The organism is Chromobacterium sp. Panama, from assembly GCF_003052555.1.
Classification (GTDB): domain Bacteria; phylum Pseudomonadota; class Gammaproteobacteria; order Burkholderiales; family Chromobacteriaceae; genus Chromobacterium.
In genome coordinates this window covers 859,127-875,002 of the sequence record NZ_QARX01000001.1, presented here as the reverse complement: position 1 = coordinate 875,002, position 15,876 = coordinate 859,127, and the positions used below count along the sequence as shown (strand labels likewise).

The following is a 15,876-nucleotide window of genomic DNA, read 5'->3' as shown; positions in this document are numbered from 1 at the left end:
TCAAGTAGATTCGGTTCGAATCCGGGTTTTACTCGGACTTGGGTCTCTTAAGCGCCGCCAGCACCGCAAACGGATTGGGCTTGTCAGCCTTGGCGAGCGAGAGAGTTTCCCTGCCGCAGTCGTCGTGTTTCGGCGACAGCGGCAAGCCCATAATGATTTCGTCTTCGATCAACGCCGTCAGGTTCAGTTCCGGCTCGGCGATGATAGCGTCCAGCTCCTCGTCCTGCTCGCAAGCCTCTTCCAGCTTGTCCGGATCGGTAAACAAGGTGACCACCGAATCGGTGTCCAGGCTGTACGGCATGCTTTCCATGCAGCGCTGGCAGGTCACTTTGAGTTCCCCGGACAAATGAAGACGCAGCGACAAACGGTTCAAGCTGTCGCGAAAACCGTCCAGGGCGTATTCCACGTTCCCGGAGGTGTCGGACAGGTCGCTGTGCACGCGCTCATCCAGCTCGCCAACCGGCAGTTTGCCGGCCTGCGAACGCCCTTCCCGGGCGAACTTGAGCGGATCGATCAAAATCGGTTTAGACATAAACCTCGCATGGTACAATCCATTCCCCTGATTTGTCAAAAGAAACAAGGAGCCCTCCGCGCGCGCCGCCAGGCCGCCCCGGCTCCGCAACAAGCGACGTCCACATCATGCAGATCGTACTGGCCTCCACCTCCCGCTACCGCCAAGAAATCATCGCCCGCCTGGGCCTGCCCTTCCACGCCGAACCGCCGGTGTGCGACGAAACCCCGCTGCCGGGCGAAACCGCGCTGGAAACCGCGGTCCGGCTGGCCCGCACCAAGGCGCAATCGCTGGCGGACAAGCATCCGCAAGCGCTGATCATAGGCTCCGACCAAGTGGCTTTGCTTGACGGCCAGCAGATAGGCAAGCCAGGATCGTTCGAGAACGGCGTCAAGATGCTGCAATGGATGAGCGGCCGGACCGTGGTGTTCCACTCGGCGCTGGCCTTGTACAACAGCGCCGAGCATCGGCTGCAAGAAGCGGTGGGCATCACCCGCGTCACCCTGCGCGCGCTGAGCGAAGCGCAAATCCGCAACTATCTGGAACGCGAGCCGGACGCGCTGCACTGCGCCGGCAGCGCCAAGAGCGAGGGCCTCGGCGGCGCGCTGCTGGAGCGCGTGGAGTCCGACGATCCCAATGCGCTGATTGGCGTGCCTCTGTTCAAACTGATTACGATGCTGGCCGATGAAGGCGTGGAGATTTTGCGATGAGCGGCACCCTGTTCCTGATCCCCGCCCCCTTGGGCGACGAATCCATCGCCTGGCTGCCCGAAGCCGAGCGCGCCAAAGTGCTGCACCTGACCCGTTTCGTGGTGGAAGCCGAAAAAACCGCGCGCAAACACCTGAAGGCGCTGGGCGTCAGCGCGCCCATCCGCGAACTCGCCATGAGCACGCTGAACGAACACACCCCGGCTGCCGACGTCGCCGCCTTGCTGCAACCGCTGCTGGACGGCCACGATCTGGGCCTGATCTCCGAAGCCGGCTGCCCGGCGGTGGCGGACCCCGGCGCGCAACTGGTGGCGCTGGCGCATGAGCGCGGCTTGCGGGTGGAGCCCTTGATCGGCCCGTCCTCCATCCTGCTGGCTCTGATGGCCAGCGGCGCCAACGGCCAGTGCTTCGCCTTCCACGGCTACCTGCCGGTGGACGCCGCCGACAAGGCAAAAATCGTCAAGGAGCTGGAGCTGCGTTCGCGCCAGCGCAACGAGACCCAGGTCTTCATCGAAACGCCGTACCGCAACAACGCGCTGCTGCAGCAATTGCGCGACACGCTATCCCCGGCCACCCGGCTGGCGGTGGCCTGCGATCTGACCTTGCCGAGCCAGACCATCGTCAGCCGCCGGGTCAAGGACTGGCCCAAGGACGCGCCGGACCTGCACAAACGCCCGGCCATTTTCATCATTCACGCCGCCTGAGCCCGCCATGGCCAAGATTCCGCCGCTGATTCATTCCCTGCTGGACACCGACCTTTACAAGTTCACCATGCTGCAAGTGGTGCTGCACCAGTTCCCGGCCTCGCACGGCGAGTACGAGTTCAAGTGCCGCAACCGCCCGGACATGCCCTTGACCCAGCTGAAGAAAGAGCTGGAAGCGCAATTGGACTGGCTGTGCCAGCTGCACTTCACCCAGGAAGAGCTGGCCTATCTGCGCACCCTGCGCTTCATCAAGAGCGACTTTGTCGATTATCTGGAACTGTTCCACCTGCAGCGGCGCTTCATCACCGTATCCTGCGAGGACGGGGAGCTGGCGATCCGCATCAAGGGACCGCTGGTGCAGGCGATGTTTTTTGAAATCTTCGTGCTCGCCATCGTCAACGAATTGTATTTCCGCCGCCTGGACTCGGTTGAGGTCCGCGCCGAGGGCCTGCGCCGGCTGGAAGCGAAAATCGCCGTGCTGGAACGCTTCCGCGACAGCGAGGCCGCGCAGCAGCGCTTTCCCTTGCTGATCGCCGATTTCGGCACCCGCCGCCGTTTCAGCCGGGACTGGCAGCAGCATGTGGTGGAGCGCCTGAACACCGCCTTGCCGGACATTTTCCGCGGCACCAGCAATGTTTACCTGGCCTGGAAGCTGGGCATCACTCCGATAGGCACCATGGCCCACGAGTTCTTCCAGGCCTTCCAGGCGCTGGGCGTGCGGCTGCGCGACTTCCAGAAAGCGGCGCTGGAATCCTGGGTGCAGGAATACCGCGGCGACCTCGGCATCGCGCTGACCGATGTGGTGGGCATGGACGCCTTCCTGGCGGACTTCGACCTCTACTTCGCCAAGCTGTTCGACGGTCTGCGCCACGACAGCGGCGATCCCTATCAATGGGGCGAAAAGGCGATCGCGCATTACCGCAAGCTGCGCATCGATCCCGCCACCAAGATGCTGACCTTCAGCGACGGTCTGAGCGTGGACAGCGCGCTGGACCTGCACCGCCATTTCAGCCCGCAGATCCAGGTCAGCTTCGGCATCGGCACCCATTTCACCAACGACATGGGACTGGAGCCGCTGCAAATCGTGCTCAAACTGGTCAGCTGCAACGGCCAGCCGGTGGCCAAGCTGTCCGACAGCCCCGGCAAGACCATGTGCAGCGACGAGACCTTCCTCGCCTATCTGCGCCAGGTGTTCAAGGTGGCGCTAGCTGCCTGAGCCCTCCGCGGGCGCCAGCGCGCTCAGCACTTGCCGGCGCGCCTGCCCGGACAGGCGCTCGCCGGCCAGCGCCACCGTCTGCCGGCCCAAGGCCTGGTAGGCGGCGCGCAAATCGGCATCGTCCATCGCCTGCAAATGCAGGGCCACCGTCGAGGCGTCGCCGCGCGCGATGGGCCCGGTCAAAGCCGCCTGCGGCCCCAGCGCCAAGGCATTGTCCAGCGTTTGCCGCATCAGACCGCCCAGCAAAGGCGTCAGCAGCGCCTCGGGCACCCCGCCCTGGCCGGCCAGCCGCCGCGCGATGGCAGTCAGCGTCACCAGATAATTGGACGCCACCGACAAGGCCGCGTGATAGGCCGGCTTGCCGCCCTCGGCCAATTGAAACGGCCGCCCGCCTATGGCCTGCGCTAATTCCCTCAAGACAAGGCACGCTTCGGCGTCGCCCTCCAGCGCGCACAGCACGTCGGAAAACCCCTCAAGCGCGATGGCCGGATCGGCGAAGGAAAAGGCCGGATGCAGGCTGCCGACGTGCGCGCCGCGCGCCGCCGCCGGCCGCAACAGCTCGGATCCGCTGACGCCGCTGGCGTGAAACACCACCGCGCCGGCCGGCACCTCCGTCTCCGCCAGCCGCAAAGCGCAGTCGGCGATCGCCGCGTCCGGCACCGCCAGCAGGTACAGGTCGGCGGCGGCCAACTCCGCCCATGCGGTCACCGGACGCCCCGTGCCGATGAAGGCGCAGGCGGCGGCGGCGGAATCCGCGCCGCGCGTCATCACGTCCTGTACCCGGTAGCGGCCGGAACGCCGCGCCAGCGCCGCCAAGGTCTTGCCCAGACGCCCCGCGCCTATGATGTTGATCCGAATCACGCTTCCTCCCGAAAACCTCAAGCCGCCCGCGCGTGCGCGAATCCGGGCGCAGACAAAAAAACAGCCTTGCACGATAATGCCGACATGGACGCCGCGCATCGGCGACGCCTGTCCCGGAGAGACCCCATCATGAAGCTCGCCGTTTTCCTCGGCCTCATCGCCGTCGTCCTCTTCTACTTGATCACGCTATACAACGCGCTGATCAATTTGAAGCACCAGCTGACGCAAAGCTGGGCCAATATCGACGTCATCCTCAAACAACGCCACGACGAATTGCCCAAGCTGGTCGAAGTGTGCCGGCAATACGCCCAGTTCGAACAAGAAACCCTGACGCAAGTGATGGCCGCCCGCGGCGCGGTGGCCGACTCCGCCCGAGCGCGGGATCCGGAGGCCCTCGGCGCGGCCGAAGGACGCTTGCACAGCCTGATCGGCCAGCTATACGCGGTGGCCGAGGCGTATCCTGCGCTGCAGGCCGACCAGCAGTTCGCGCAATTGAGCGCGCGCATCACCCAGTTGGAGGAGGCGCTGGCCGATCGCCGCGAACTGTACAACGAGGCGGTCAAACTCCACAACGCCCGCATCGAGCAGTTCCCCGACGTGCTACTGGCCCGCCTGTTTCATTTCCCGCCGGCCCGGCCGCTGCGCTTCGCCGCCGCGGAAACCCGCGACGTGGACATGAAAGCGCTGTTCGCGCGCAACTGACATGCCGGCGCTCGCCTCCCTGCTGCCGGGCCTGGGCTTGGCCCTGTACCTGCTTACCGCCGCCTCATGGCTGCTTGGCGGCGAGGCCCGCCATGGCCTGCTGATCGCGGCGGTAGTCGGGCTGATAGGCTGGCGCCTGAATTACCGCCATTACCGCCAGGTGGCGGACACCCCGACGTCCAGACTGGCCAGCGCGGCCTTGGGCCAAGTCGAATTATGCGGCCAGGCCCGCTGCCATCCAAACGCGCCCAATTACAGCCCCTTGAGCGGCCGACGCTGCGCCTGGTACCGCTGCTGGCGCATAGACGAGCGCGGCAAACTGGACTGGGAGGACTGGCTGACCTGGGCCATGCAACGCTCCAACCGGCTGGCGACCCGCGCCAACCCGCCGGAAGTCAGCAGCGACGACAGCTTTCTCCTGGTGGACGGCGACGCGGAAGCCACCATTCTCCCCGGCGGCGCCCAAGTGGTCGCTCGCCGCCGGCGTCGCTGGCATGAGGACGGCATGTTGCTGATAGAGGAATGGATAGACGAAGGCGACGCCATTTATGTGCGCGGCCGGCTGCGACGGCTGGACGCGCGCGCCAATGCGCTGGACCTTCGCCTGGATATCGGCGCCAAACTGGCCGAATGGAAAAACGACAGACAAGCCCTGCTGCGCCGCTTCGATCTGGATGGAGACGGACAGCTCAGCGAGCAAGAATGGTCGCTGGCGCGCGCGGCGGCGCAGCGCGAAGTCGTCGCCCTGCAGCAGGAGCTCGCGCGACAGCCGGCGTCCTTATTGCTGCAGGGAGATGATCAAGATGCGCCTTTGATCCTCACCACCCTGTCTCCGCGGCAAAGCGCCCGGCTGTTCCGCCGCCGCGCCTGGCTTCACGCCGCCGTGGCGCTGGCCTGCCTATTGGGCTGGCTCAAGCTGGCTCGATTCTAAAGCGCTATACTGAAGCGAAAGCACTCGCCACGCGGCAGGAGCGCAGATGATCCGCCTGATCTACAGCAGCGCAGCCCATCACCCGGTTTCCGCCGAAGCCATGCAGAACCGCATTCGCCGTTTCCGCGACTACAACCGGAGCCAGGACATCGTCAGCGTGCTGCTGATGCTGAACGACGACTTCCTGCAAATCCTGGAAGGCCCGGAAGACGCCATCGACGCGCTCTATCAGCGCATCGCGCGCGACCCGCAGCACCATCAGCTGACCCTGTTGTCGCGCGAGGAGATCGACCACCCCATGCTGGCCAATCACCCGCTGGAATACCTTGCCCCGGCGCCGCAGGCCGACGGCAAGCCTCTGTCCGCCTCAGCCATCGCCCGAGACGCCGGCTGGACCCTGCACGGCAAGGTCCAGCATGTGATCCAAAGCTTTCTCGACGGCAAATGGCATCATCACCTGCCCAACGGCATGAATCCGCAAGTGCTGCGCCGCGGCTGAGCTTATCTATATATGGGTGCGCCTCCTCGTCGGCGGGCCTGACCCGCTCAAGGTTCCGTCGCGGCCAGCGCCTGGTCGATATCGGCCAGGATGTCGTCGATATGCTCGATGCCTATCGACAAACGCACCATTTCCGGGCGCACGCCGGCGCGCAGTTGCTCATCGGCCGACAGTTGGCGGTGGGTGGTGGTGGCCGGGTGGCAGGCCAGCGATTTGGCGTCGCCGATATTCACCAGCCGGGTCACCAGTTGCAAAGCGTCGATGAAGCGCCCGCCGGCCGCCGCGCCGCCGCGGATGCCGAAGGACAGCACGCCGGAAGCCCGGCCGCCGAAGTATCGTCGCGCCAGAGCATGGCCCGGGTGATCCTCCAGGCCGGCGTACTCGACCCACTCCACCGCCGGGTGCGCGCGCAGATGCTGGGCCACGCGCAGCGCGTTGGCGCAGATGCGGTCCATGCGCAGCGCCAACGTCTCGATGCCCTGCAAAATAAGAAAGGCGTTGAACGGCGCCAGCGCCGCGCCCATATTGCGCAAGGGCACCACTCGCGCCCGCGCGATATAGGCCGCCGCGCCCAGCGCTTCCACATAGTTGACGCCGTGGTAGCTAACGTCGGGCGTGTTCAAGCGCGCGAAGCGCTCGGCGTGCTCGGCCCAGGGAAAGCGCCCGCTGTCGACTATGGCGCCGCCTATGCTATTGCCGTGTCCGCCCAGATACTTGGTCAGACTATGCACCACGATATCGGCGCCGTGCTCGAAGGGCCGGCATAGATAAGGAGACGGCACCGTGTTGTCGACGATCAGCGGCAAACCGTGACGATGAGCGTGATCGGCGAAGGCGGCGAAGTCGACCACATTACCCAGCGGATTGCCGATGGATTCGCAAAACACCGCCTTGGTGCGCGCGTCCGCCATGTCGCCGATCCTCTCCGGGTGGCGATGGCTGACGAAACGCACCTCGATGCCCAGCTGCGGCAGCGTGTGGGCGAACAGATTGTACGTGCCGCCATACAAGGTGCTGGTGGCGATGATGTTGTCGCCGGCCTCGGCGATGGTTTGTATCGCGTACGTGATCGCCGCCATGCCGGAAGCCACCGCCAGCGCGCCTATCCCGCCTTCCAAAGCCGCCACCCGCTTCTCCAGCACATCGGTGGTCGGGTTCATGATGCGGGTGTAGATATTGCCCTGCACCTTGAGGTCGAACAGATCCGCTCCATGCTGGGTGCTGTCGAAAGCGTAGCTGGTGGTTTGGTACAAGGGCACCGCCACCGCCTTGGTCGTCGGATCCGGCGCATAGCCGGCATGCACCGCCAGGGTTTCCAGTTTCATCTCGTCAGTCCTTCCTTCTATATAAGGCGAGTCGCGCAGCGCTCCTCTATGCCACTCGCCTACCTTAACCGGGAAGCGAAACCAGCGAAAGAAGCTAAATCTAAAACCGAAAAACCAAACAATCTATGCGGACGCACGTCCAGACCGTAAACCTTGCATAGGTTCAAAACAGACAAAACAAAACAAAATATATTTTACAAACAACAAGTTAACACTCACACCCATTAGCGCAATTTCAAGCAAATAGCCTCGCCTCAGCCTATTTACATAGACATCGCTTTCTATTATGATTCGATTGTGAATTCATTCTGATGTGCGTCTTGCGGCATCGTGAATTCTCTTCAAGTCACGTTGATTTTTGAGCCCGCCCTCCGCGGGCTTATTTTTTTGCATCACCCTGAATCACCCCACCCTTCCCCTTCCCGCCCATATCCTTATGGCATCAGTCTTTCGGCCAACAAGTGCATTTTTACAACACCTGCACGCAATGAGTCTATTTCATGATTTACCCCTTTATTTCATTGGCTTAGCCAGACATTCCCATGTAAAACCACACACACAAAGCAACAATTGGTTGTTGATTTGCAACACCGCATTTACCGAAAAGTTGCATTTACACAACTTAGCCAATAGCATTTGCTCACATTCCTAAACCCATATAAAAGGATGACTTGACCATGAAAAAGAGTCTGATCGCCCTGCTGGTAGCTACTCTGCCGGCTGCAGCTTTCGCTGACGTGACCATCTACGGCAAAATCAAAGGCGGCGTTGAATACGTTGACAATGGCGCTACCAAGACCACCAACATCGACGACCTGGGTTCCCGTATCGGCTTCAAAGGCAAGGAAGACCTGGGCAACGGTCTGAAGGCTATCTGGCAAGTTGAAACCGGTTTCTCTGTTGATGGCACCGGCCAAGCAAATAAAGATGGCTCCGCCAACAGTGGCAGCGGCACCTTCGCCAACCGCAACTCCTTCATCGGCCTGCAAAGCGATCTGGGTACCCTGCGTCTGGGCAACGTGTCCAACTTCCTGGACAGCGACATGGGTATCGTCGACAGCTGGGAATACAAGAACAACGCGCTGGGCCTGGGCGTGTTCACCCGCGACGGCACCCGTCTGAAGAACTCCGTACGCTACGATCTGCCGAGCATCGCTGGCTTTAGCGCCGCTCTGCAATACGGCACCAAAGAAGCCAAAGGCGTCCTGACCAACGACCGCGAAACCAGCATCATTGGCCTGGGCTACGAAAACAGCGGCTTCTTCGGTAAGTATGCTTACATCCACGAAAGCAAAGCTGTTTCCAAAGTTGCCAGCCCGATCGCTAACGTAACCGTTAACGATACCGCTAACGACAAGCATCGTCTGGAAGTTGGCTACAACGCCAACAACCTGCTGGTTGCTTTCGGTTACCAGCAAGAAAAAGGCGGTGTTGACGTAGTTGGCGGCGACTGGATCGGCTACGTTAAGAACGCTCTGCCGACCGTTTCCGCTGCCAACGCAGTGACCCTCGACAAAGTGAAAACTCGCGAATACGCACTGACCGCGGCTTACACCATCGGCGCATTCACCCCGAAATTCACCTACGCTCATGGCGACAAGGTTGAAATCGGTGGCTCGAAGCTGAACGACACTGGTTACAACCAGTACGTGCTGGGCGTAGACTACGCGATCTCCAAGCGCACCACCTTCGGTGCTCAGTACGGCCAAATCGCTGTTAAAGGCGAAGGCAACAAAGATCAGAAGGCCTTCGGCCTGAACATGATCCACGCATTCTAATTTGTCGGTTCGACGCAAGAACCTACGAACATGAATGAGAAAAAGGCCCGCGCAAGCGGGCCTTTTTCATTGCTTAGACGCTCTATTCACCATCAGATTAAACAATGGCGGCCAAAGGCACACAGTCTAAAACGCCATACCAAACCAAATCGGGACCACATACTCCGCCCCCTAATCTCGGCTCTGCTCAACAAATAGATGAAGCTCCCTTAGCCCAGGTTTCAACCGTTTTCCCGCCTCCCAAACAGGCGGCCATGAAAAAGGGCAAGCCAAGCTTGCCCCCCGACCGAACAAGCACACAAAACCTCTCAGGCCGAAGCGGCCTCGAACGCCCAGGTGTCCTCCAGCCCGAACTCCGCCCAGCACTCGCCGTTAGGCTTGGCCTGCTGCCCAAAGGCGCGCAAGCGCAGGTCGCCGTGCTGCAACAGGTATTCCCAGCGATCCCCCAGATACATCGATGCGATCAGCCGCGCCGGCAAGCTGTTGCCGCCGGGCTCGTCTTGCACCCTCAGCCGCTCCAAGCGGATCACCGCCTCGGCCTGCTGCCCCACCTCCAGTGCCTGCCTCGCGGTGGCGCGCAGCTGCCAGCCCTCGCCCTGCAAGGTCACGCTGTCGCCGTTTCTGGCCGCCACCTTGGCCCGCAAGGTATTGTTGGCGCCCATGAATTGCGCGGTATAAAGGGAAGCCGGCGCGGAATACAAGTCGGTAGGACTGCCGGCCTGTTCGATACGGCCGTTCTTCAACAACAAAATCTGGTCCGACATCGCCATCGCCTCGCTCTGGTCATGGGTGACGCACAAGGCGGACAGGTTCATCGACACGATCAGTTCGCGCAACCACGCGCGCGCCTCTTCGCGCAGCTTGGCGTCCAGATTGGACAAGGGCTCGTCCAGCAGGATTACCGGCGGGTTGTAGACCAGCGCGCGGGCGATGGCCACGCGCTGCTGCTGACCGCCGGACAATTGATGCGGATAGCGCTCGGCCAAATGCCCCAGCCCCAGCTTGTCCAGGATCTGCCTCACCCTCGCGGCGATCTCCGCCGTCGGGGTCTGGCGCAGCTTCAAGCCATAGCCGACGTTCTGCGCCACGGTGCGGTGCGGCCACAAGGCGTAAGACTGGAACACCAGGCCCAGAGAGCGCTGCTCCACCGCCAGATTGCAGCCGGCGGACGCGTCGTACAAGGGGCGGCCGTCCAGCAGGATTTGACCGGCCGACGGCTGTTCCAGCCCGGCGATGGCGCGCAGCAAAGTGGTTTTGCCGCTGCCGGAAGCGCCAAGCAAGGACACCACCTGGCCGGCGGCCAGATCAAAGGAAACACCCTTCAAAATAGGATTCTGCTCATAATTCAGATGCAGATCGCGCACGCTCAGCTTAGTCATGCAGTTTCACTCCCAGACGCAAGGCCAGCGCCAAGCCGGCGCCCACCATCAGAATATTGATCACCGACAAGGCTGCCACCTGGTCCACCGCGCCGGTGGCCCACAAGGACACCAGCAAGGAACCGATCACTTCGGTGCCCGGCGACAGCAAATACACCGCGGTCGAATACTCCCGCTCGAAAATCATGAAGATCAGCAGCCAGCTGGACAGCAGGCCGAAACGGATCAAGGGCAAGGTCACGTCCAGACTGGTCCGCCGCTGGCTGGCCCCGGCGGTGCGGGCGGCCTCTTCCAGCTCCGGCCCCACTTGCAGCAGGGCGCTCTGCACCAGACGCATGCCATAGGCCAGCCAGACCACGGTGTAAGCCAGCCAGATCGACAGCATGCTGTTCTTGGCGCCCTGCAGGCCGGGCACGAACAGGAACACCCACAGGAAGGCCAGGCCTGCCAGAATGCCCGGCACCGCGCGCGGCAGCAGTACCAGATAGTCCAACAGACGAGCGCCCCAATCATTGCGGCGATGTCCGGCGAAACCGACCAGGGTATAAAAGCCCACCGCCAGCGCGCCGCCGATGATGCCGACGCCCAGGGTGTTGACGATGGCGCGGACGATGTTGTCCTCCTCGAACACCAAGGCGTAATGATCCAGCGTCAAAGTCTCCAGCAAGGACACGCCCTCGCCCCAATGGCTGACCACCGAGCGCAGCGCGATGCCGGAAATCGGCACCACCACGGTGAGGAACAGCCATAACAGCACGATGGCCAGCGCCAGATAGCGCCACGGCCCCAGCGACAGCGGATGCTGACGGCCGGCCTTGCCCTTGAGCGCGACGAAACGCTGAGCGCTGCGCAATAAGCGGCGCTGTAACAGGACCAGCGGGAAGGTGATGGCGATCAGGCACACCGCCACCGCCGCCATCAGGTGATAGGACGGCACGCCGAGTTTATTGGTCAGCTTGTACAGATAAGTGGCCAACACCAGATGGCCCTCCGGGTCGCCCAACACCAGCGGCAAGCCGAAGACTTCAAACCCCAGAAAGACCACCAGCACGCCGGCGAACAGCATGGAGGGCATCACCATCGGCAGGCTGACGTCGCGCGCCACGCGAAAAGGACCGGCCCCGGCCACCCGCGCGGCCTCTTCCACGTCCGAGCCCAGATTGCGCAGCGCCGCCGACGCGTACAGATAGACATGCGGCACATGGGTCAGCCCCGCCACCACCGCGATGCTGAGCAGGGAATAAATATTCCACGGCACCTCTTCCACGCCGAACCACTGCTTGAACCACAGGGAGTAAAACCCCACCGGTCCGGCCGCCACCACGTAGCCGAAGGCCAATACCATCGGCGATACGAACACCGGCGTCAGCAATAAGGGCTCCAGCCAGCGCCGGCCGGGCAAATCGGTGCGCGCCATCAAGAAGGCCAGCACCCCGCCCAGCGGAATGGCGATCAGCGCCATGCCGGCGGCGATCACCAGAGAGTTGCCCAGCGCGGACCAGAAATCGGGATCGGCGAACACAAAGCGGTAGGCGATCAGCCCCACATTCTTGTCCGCCATGAAGAAGGGCTGATCCAGCAGGCTTTGATAGACCACCAGCGATAGCGGGGCCAGCACCAGCAAGGCCAGCGCGCCCAAGACCAGCCAGCGGCTGGCGGCGCTCCAGCGCGGCCAGCCGCCGCGCGCGCGGGGCTGGGCGGCCGCGGCGGGGGCGGTCGGATTAATCGAGGAATTCATGCTTGCTCCCAGGCCTGCGCGCAGGCCTCTGCGCCGTCCGCGCGCGGCGGACGGCTGATTGAGTCATTGGAAACGTCGGCCGCAATGGCCGGAAGGGGACGCTATTTCTTCAGCGCCTGCTGCCACTGACGCATGAAATCCAGCCGCTTGGCCTGGTCCAGATAGACCAGCAGGCCGGTGCCCACCTGGATAGGCTTGGCGCTGCCGCCCAATTGCTGGTTCAAGGCGGCGATGGAAGCCGCGCCGCTCACGTCGCTGCGCAGCGAGAACAGCTCGGACTGGTTGGCCAGCACGCTCTGGCCGCGCTTGGACAGCAAATAGTCCAGCCACAGCCTCGCCGCGCCGGGATTGCGCGCCTTCTTGGAGATGATGGCCAGCCGGCTGACCACCTGGGTGTAATCCTTGGGATAGACATAGCCGATGGCCGGGTCCTTCTTCGCCTTGGCGTAAGCGTAGGAACCGAGGATGTTGTAGCCGATCAGGTTTTCGCCCGAGGAAATCCGCTCCATCATCGCGCCGGTGGAGGTTTGCAGTTTGACGCCGCTGGCGCCGAGCGCGCGCGCCAGTTCCCAGGCGCCGTTGGCGTTATGGCGGACGTCCTGGGTCAGGAAGTTGAAGCCGACGCCGGACTTCTCCACATCGTACGTGGTGACCTTGCCCTTGAAGCGAGCCGGATTCGCCTTGAGGATGCGCACCAGATCGGCGCGGGTCTGCGGGATGTCCTCCGGCTTCAGCAAGCGCTTGTTGTAGACGATGGCCACCGGCTCGTAAGTGGTGCCGTAGGCCTGCTGCTGATAATGCGCCCAGGACGGCAGATTGGCCGCCTCCGGCGAAGCGTAGCTGGCGGCGTAGCCGTCATTGACGAACTTCACTTGCAGGTCCATCGCCGAGCTCCACACCACGTCGGCGCTGGCGCTGCTGGCGGCGTTCTCGCTGATGAAGCGATTGTAGATCTCGGTGCTGTTCATATCGTGGTATTCCACCTTGACGCCGGGGTACAAGGCCTGGAAATCCTTGATCAGGGGCCGCGCCGCGGCGCTGTCGGTGGCCGAATACACCACCACCTTGCCCTCCTTGACGGCGGCGTCCACCAGATTCTGATAACTGGCGGGATAGCCGGCGGGCACGGCCGCCCAGGCGGCGGCGGAACCCAGCGCGCAGCACAGCGCGGACAAGCTTCTGACTCTATTCATGGTGTTGCTCCTAGGTAGATGAAGATGTTCGCGACATCTTTCGAATCGCGCAGCTCTATTGGCTTCGCTTCCCCAGCCATGATATTAGAGTAAAGCTTTCAATCCGCTTTCAGTGACCCAACCATGCGCCTGCTCTTGGTGGAAGACAATCCGGCCCTGTCCGAATCACTGGCCCAGGCCTTGCGCCAGGCTGGTTTCGCCGTGGACTGCATGCTCAACGGCAGCGACGCCGATCATGTGCTGCGCACCCAGGATTACGCGCTGGCCATCCTGGACTTGGACCTGCCCAAGCTCAACGGCTGGGAGGTGCTGCGCCGGCTGCGCGCCCGCAAGCAAACGCTGCCGGTGCTGATCCTGACCGCGCACGGCTCGGTGGAAGAACGAGTGCGCGGGCTGGACCTGGGCGCCGACGACTATCTGGCCAAGCCCTTCGACCTCAACGAACTGGAAGCGCGGGTGCGCGCGCTGATCCGCCGCAGCCACGGCCGCGAAAGTCCGCAGCTGGAATTAGGCCCCCTCAGCTACGACAGCGTCGGCCGCCAGTTTCAGCTGAGCGGCGACGCGCTGCACCTGACGCCACGCGAGCACGCGGTGCTGGAAGTGCTGATGCTGCAAGGCGGCAAGGCCATAGGCAAAAGCCAGCTGTCGGAAAAGATTTTCGGCCTGGACGAAAGCGGCAGCGCCGAAGCCATCGAAATCTATGTGCACCGCTTGCGCAAGAAGCTGGCCGGCCAGCCGGTTTCCATCGTCACCTTGCGCGGGCTGGGCTATCTATTGACCACACCGTAAATGCGACTCGCCCTCTCCCGCCTCAAACCCGCCAGCTTGCGCAAGCAATTGCTGCTCGGCCTGTCCGTTCCGCTGCTGCTGATGCTGGCGCTGGACGGCTGGATGACTTACGACCGCGCCTTGCAGGCGGCCAACACCGCCTTCGACCGCATGCTGCTCAGCTCCGGCCGCGCCATCGCCGACGGCGTCGCCGCCCACGACGGCGCCGTCAGCGTGGACATTCCCTATTTCGCCTTGCAAATGTTCGAGTCCAACGCCTCCGGCAAGGTGTTCTACCGCGTCAGCTGCTCGGACGGCGCGCTGCTCACCGGTTACGACGACCTGCCGCTGCCGCCTCCGCGCCGGCGCGAAACCATCCGCTACCAGCCCGATTACATGGACATTTCCTACCACGGCGAAACGCTGCGCTTGCTCACCTTGAGGCTGTCGGTGCGCGACATGAGCACGCTGCGCAGCCAGGACGTGTGGATACAGGTGGCGGAAACCCCGGAGTCCAGGGAGCAGCTGGCACGCACCCTGCTCATCGGCTCCCTGGCGCAGGAGGCGCTGCTCGGCGTCATCATGCTCGCCATCGTGCTGCTGGCGGTCGGCCATAGCCTGCGGCCCTTGCGCCGCTTGTCGCGCAATGTGGTGGCGCGCAAGGAAACCGATCTTAGCCCCCTGCCCAGCCGCGAGCTGCCCACCGAGTTGACGCCCTTGGTGGACGCGCTGAATCAGCAGGGCGTGCGTTGGCATAAATTGCAGGCGGCACGCCGCCGCTTCATCGACGACGCCGCCCATCAGTTGAAGACGCCGCTGGCGGTGATGCGGACGCAGGCGGAGCTGGCGCGACGCCAGACGCTGGAAGCCTCATTGCGCCAGCAGCTGGACAAATTGCTCGCCTCGCTGGACAGCGCCAGCCACGGCGTGCACCAGCTATTGCAACTGGCGCGGGTGGAGCCGGACAACGGCCAGGCCATCGAACTGGACGATATGGACCTGGCCGCCTGGATCAGGGAATGGGCGCTGGAACAAGCGCCCTGGGCTCATGGCCAGGGCGCGGATCTGGGTTACGAAGGGGAGGAAACGGTATGGGTGCGCGGCAACGCCGGTCTGCTGCGGGAATTACTGGGCAATCTGCTGGACAACGCCATCCGCTATCATTCCGGCAATGGCGACGCGCGGATCACGATCGCGGCCGGGGCGCTGCCGGCGCCGTGGCTGCGCGTCGACGATAACGGCCCCGGCATCGCCGAGGCGGAACAAGACAAGGTATGGCTGCGTTTTTACCGCATCGCCGGCGCCGCCAGCAGCGGCAGCGGCCTGGGCCTGGCCATCGTCCGGGAGATCGCCCACCGGCATGGGGCGACCGTGGAGTTGAGCCGCAACGCCGGCGGCGGCCTCAGCGTCAAGCTTCAGTTTCCGCCGGCCGGCAGGGGATAGGCTTGGAGCCCGTTCACGGGCTCGCGAACGGAGACGAAAACCGCCGAGCAAGCACTATGCGCATACGCGCATCTGCGTTTCGAAACGGCGCTCGCCTCGTCGCGCCTCGCAGCGTGCGGCG

Annotated in this window: 15 protein-coding genes; 9 read left to right on the top strand and 6 right to left on the bottom strand. The window is 63.3% G+C overall.

Annotated features, from left to right (window positions below):
- Nucleotides 1-28 precede the first annotated feature (28 nt).
- Nucleotides 29-532 (bottom strand): DUF177 domain-containing protein, encoded by a 504-nt coding sequence (locus tag DB032_RS04145; protein WP_107798365.1) that lies wholly within the window; start codon nucleotides 530-532, stop codon nucleotides 29-31.
- A gap of 107 nt (nucleotides 533-639) precedes the next feature.
- Between DB032_RS04145 and DB032_RS04140 the strand changes: the two genes are divergently transcribed.
- From DB032_RS04140 to pncB, 3 genes are read left to right on the top strand one after another with little or no spacing between them, the layout of a single operon-like run.
- The gene (locus tag DB032_RS04140) at nucleotides 640-1,221 is read left to right on the top strand and encodes a nucleoside triphosphate pyrophosphatase (RefSeq protein WP_107798364.1); all 582 of its coding nucleotides are present in this window, start codon (nucleotides 640-642) and stop codon (nucleotides 1,219-1,221) included.
- Nucleotides 1,218-1,922: an SAM-dependent methyltransferase gene (locus DB032_RS04135; protein ID WP_081546160.1), complete on the top strand. Its 705-nt coding sequence runs from the start codon at nucleotides 1,218-1,220 to the stop codon at nucleotides 1,920-1,922. Before DB032_RS04140 ends, DB032_RS04135 begins: the two co-directional genes overlap by 4 nt.
- Before the next feature lie 16 nt (nucleotides 1,923-1,938).
- Nucleotides 1,939-3,138, top strand: coding sequence for a nicotinate phosphoribosyltransferase (pncB, locus tag DB032_RS04130; RefSeq protein ID WP_107801669.1), 1,200 nt, complete (start codon nucleotides 1,939-1,941; stop codon nucleotides 3,136-3,138).
- Here pncB and DB032_RS04125 read toward each other — a convergent pair.
- The gene (locus DB032_RS04125) at nucleotides 3,127-3,999 is read right to left on the bottom strand and encodes a Rossmann-like and DUF2520 domain-containing protein (protein ID WP_107798363.1); all 873 of its coding nucleotides are present in this window, start codon (nucleotides 3,997-3,999) and stop codon (nucleotides 3,127-3,129) included. The two genes, pncB and DB032_RS04125, sit on opposite strands and share 12 nt — an antisense overlap.
- A gap of 129 nt (nucleotides 4,000-4,128) precedes the next feature.
- Here DB032_RS04125 and DB032_RS04120 point away from each other — a divergent pair, with 129 nt between their 5' ends.
- Genes DB032_RS04120 through DB032_RS04110 form a run of 3 tightly spaced genes read left to right on the top strand, consistent with a single transcriptional unit; the run spans nucleotide 4,129 to nucleotide 6,131 of the window.
- Nucleotides 4,129-4,701, top strand: coding sequence for a LemA family protein (locus DB032_RS04120; protein ID WP_107798362.1), 573 nt, complete (start codon nucleotides 4,129-4,131; stop codon nucleotides 4,699-4,701).
- A 1-nt stretch (nucleotide 4,702) separates the two neighbouring features.
- The gene (locus DB032_RS04115; protein WP_107798361.1) at nucleotides 4,703-5,632 is read left to right on the top strand and encodes a hypothetical protein; all 930 of its coding nucleotides are present in this window, start codon (nucleotides 4,703-4,705) and stop codon (nucleotides 5,630-5,632) included.
- Between the two features lie 46 nt (nucleotides 5,633-5,678).
- Nucleotides 5,679-6,131, top strand: coding sequence for a BLUF domain-containing protein (locus tag DB032_RS04110; RefSeq protein WP_107798360.1), 453 nt, complete (start codon nucleotides 5,679-5,681; stop codon nucleotides 6,129-6,131).
- Nucleotides 6,132-6,178: 47 nt separating this feature from the next.
- On the opposite strand, the gene DB032_RS04105 is transcribed toward DB032_RS04110, so the two are convergent.
- Complete coding sequence (locus DB032_RS04105; RefSeq protein ID WP_107798359.1) at nucleotides 6,179-7,456, bottom strand: O-acetylhomoserine aminocarboxypropyltransferase/cysteine synthase family protein; 1,278 nt, start codon at nucleotides 7,454-7,456, stop codon at nucleotides 6,179-6,181.
- A gap of 677 nt (nucleotides 7,457-8,133) precedes the next feature.
- Here DB032_RS04105 and DB032_RS04100 point away from each other — a divergent pair.
- Nucleotides 8,134-9,234, top strand: a complete 1,101-nt coding sequence (locus DB032_RS04100; protein WP_107798358.1) for a porin — start codon at nucleotides 8,134-8,136, stop codon at nucleotides 9,232-9,234.
- A gap of 308 nt (nucleotides 9,235-9,542) precedes the next feature.
- Here DB032_RS04100 and DB032_RS04095 read toward each other — a convergent pair whose 3' ends face one another.
- The 3 genes from DB032_RS04095 to DB032_RS04085 all read right to left on the bottom strand — a co-directional run bounded on the left by DB032_RS04095 (nucleotide 9,543) and on the right by DB032_RS04085 (nucleotide 13,544).
- On the bottom strand, nucleotides 9,543-10,613 hold the full coding sequence (locus DB032_RS04095) for an ABC transporter ATP-binding protein (protein ID WP_107798357.1): 1,071 nt from the start codon (nucleotides 10,611-10,613) through the stop codon (nucleotides 9,543-9,545).
- The gene (locus DB032_RS04090; protein WP_107798356.1) at nucleotides 10,606-12,351 is read right to left on the bottom strand and encodes an iron ABC transporter permease; all 1,746 of its coding nucleotides are present in this window, start codon (nucleotides 12,349-12,351) and stop codon (nucleotides 10,606-10,608) included. Before DB032_RS04090 ends, DB032_RS04095 begins: the two co-directional genes overlap by 8 nt.
- Nucleotides 12,352-12,452: 101 nt before the next feature.
- Nucleotides 12,453-13,544 carry an ABC transporter substrate-binding protein gene (locus tag DB032_RS04085; RefSeq protein WP_107798355.1) on the bottom strand — a complete coding sequence of 364 codons (1,092 nt, stop codon included), beginning with the start codon at nucleotides 13,542-13,544 and terminating at the stop codon, nucleotides 12,453-12,455.
- A gap of 123 nt (nucleotides 13,545-13,667) precedes the next feature.
- Between DB032_RS04085 and DB032_RS04080 the strand changes: the two genes are divergently transcribed.
- Complete coding sequence (locus DB032_RS04080; RefSeq protein ID WP_107798354.1) at nucleotides 13,668-14,333, top strand: response regulator; 666 nt, start codon at nucleotides 13,668-13,670, stop codon at nucleotides 14,331-14,333.
- Complete coding sequence (locus DB032_RS04075) at nucleotides 14,334-15,755, top strand: sensor histidine kinase (protein WP_107798353.1); 1,422 nt, start codon at nucleotides 14,334-14,336, stop codon at nucleotides 15,753-15,755.
- The last annotated feature ends 121 nt before the right edge of the window (nucleotides 15,756-15,876 follow it).

What these genes read in the sequence shown, in the direction of transcription:
- DB032_RS04145 (WP_107798365.1), bottom strand. Translation starts at nt 532, where the DNA reads ATGTCTAAACCGATTTTGATCGATCCGCTCAAGTTCGCCCGGGAAGGG.
- DB032_RS04140 (WP_107798364.1), top strand. Translation starts at nt 640, where the DNA reads ATGCAGATCGTACTGGCCTCCACCTCCCGCTACCGCCAAGAAATCATC.
- DB032_RS04135 (WP_081546160.1), top strand. Translation starts at nt 1,218, where the DNA reads ATGAGCGGCACCCTGTTCCTGATCCCCGCCCCCTTGGGCGACGAATCC.
- DB032_RS04120 (WP_107798362.1), top strand. Translation starts at nt 4,129, where the DNA reads ATGAAGCTCGCCGTTTTCCTCGGCCTCATCGCCGTCGTCCTCTTCTAC.
- DB032_RS04115 (WP_107798361.1), top strand. Translation starts at nt 4,703, where the DNA reads ATGCCGGCGCTCGCCTCCCTGCTGCCGGGCCTGGGCTTGGCCCTGTAC.
- DB032_RS04110 (WP_107798360.1), top strand. Translation starts at nt 5,679, where the DNA reads ATGATCCGCCTGATCTACAGCAGCGCAGCCCATCACCCGGTTTCCGCC.
- DB032_RS04105 (WP_107798359.1), bottom strand. Translation starts at nt 7,456, where the DNA reads ATGAAACTGGAAACCCTGGCGGTGCATGCCGGCTATGCGCCGGATCCG.
- DB032_RS04100 (WP_107798358.1), top strand. Translation starts at nt 8,134, where the DNA reads ATGAAAAAGAGTCTGATCGCCCTGCTGGTAGCTACTCTGCCGGCTGCA.
- DB032_RS04095 (WP_107798357.1), bottom strand. Translation starts at nt 10,613, where the DNA reads ATGACTAAGCTGAGCGTGCGCGATCTGCATCTGAATTATGAGCAGAAT.
- DB032_RS04090 (WP_107798356.1), bottom strand. Translation starts at nt 12,351, where the DNA reads ATGAATTCCTCGATTAATCCGACCGCCCCCGCCGCGGCCGCCCAGCCC.
- DB032_RS04085 (WP_107798355.1), bottom strand. Translation starts at nt 13,544, where the DNA reads ATGAATAGAGTCAGAAGCTTGTCCGCGCTGTGCTGCGCGCTGGGTTCC.
- DB032_RS04080 (WP_107798354.1), top strand. Translation starts at nt 13,668, where the DNA reads ATGCGCCTGCTCTTGGTGGAAGACAATCCGGCCCTGTCCGAATCACTG.
- DB032_RS04075 (WP_107798353.1), top strand. Translation starts at nt 14,334, where the DNA reads ATGCGACTCGCCCTCTCCCGCCTCAAACCCGCCAGCTTGCGCAAGCAA.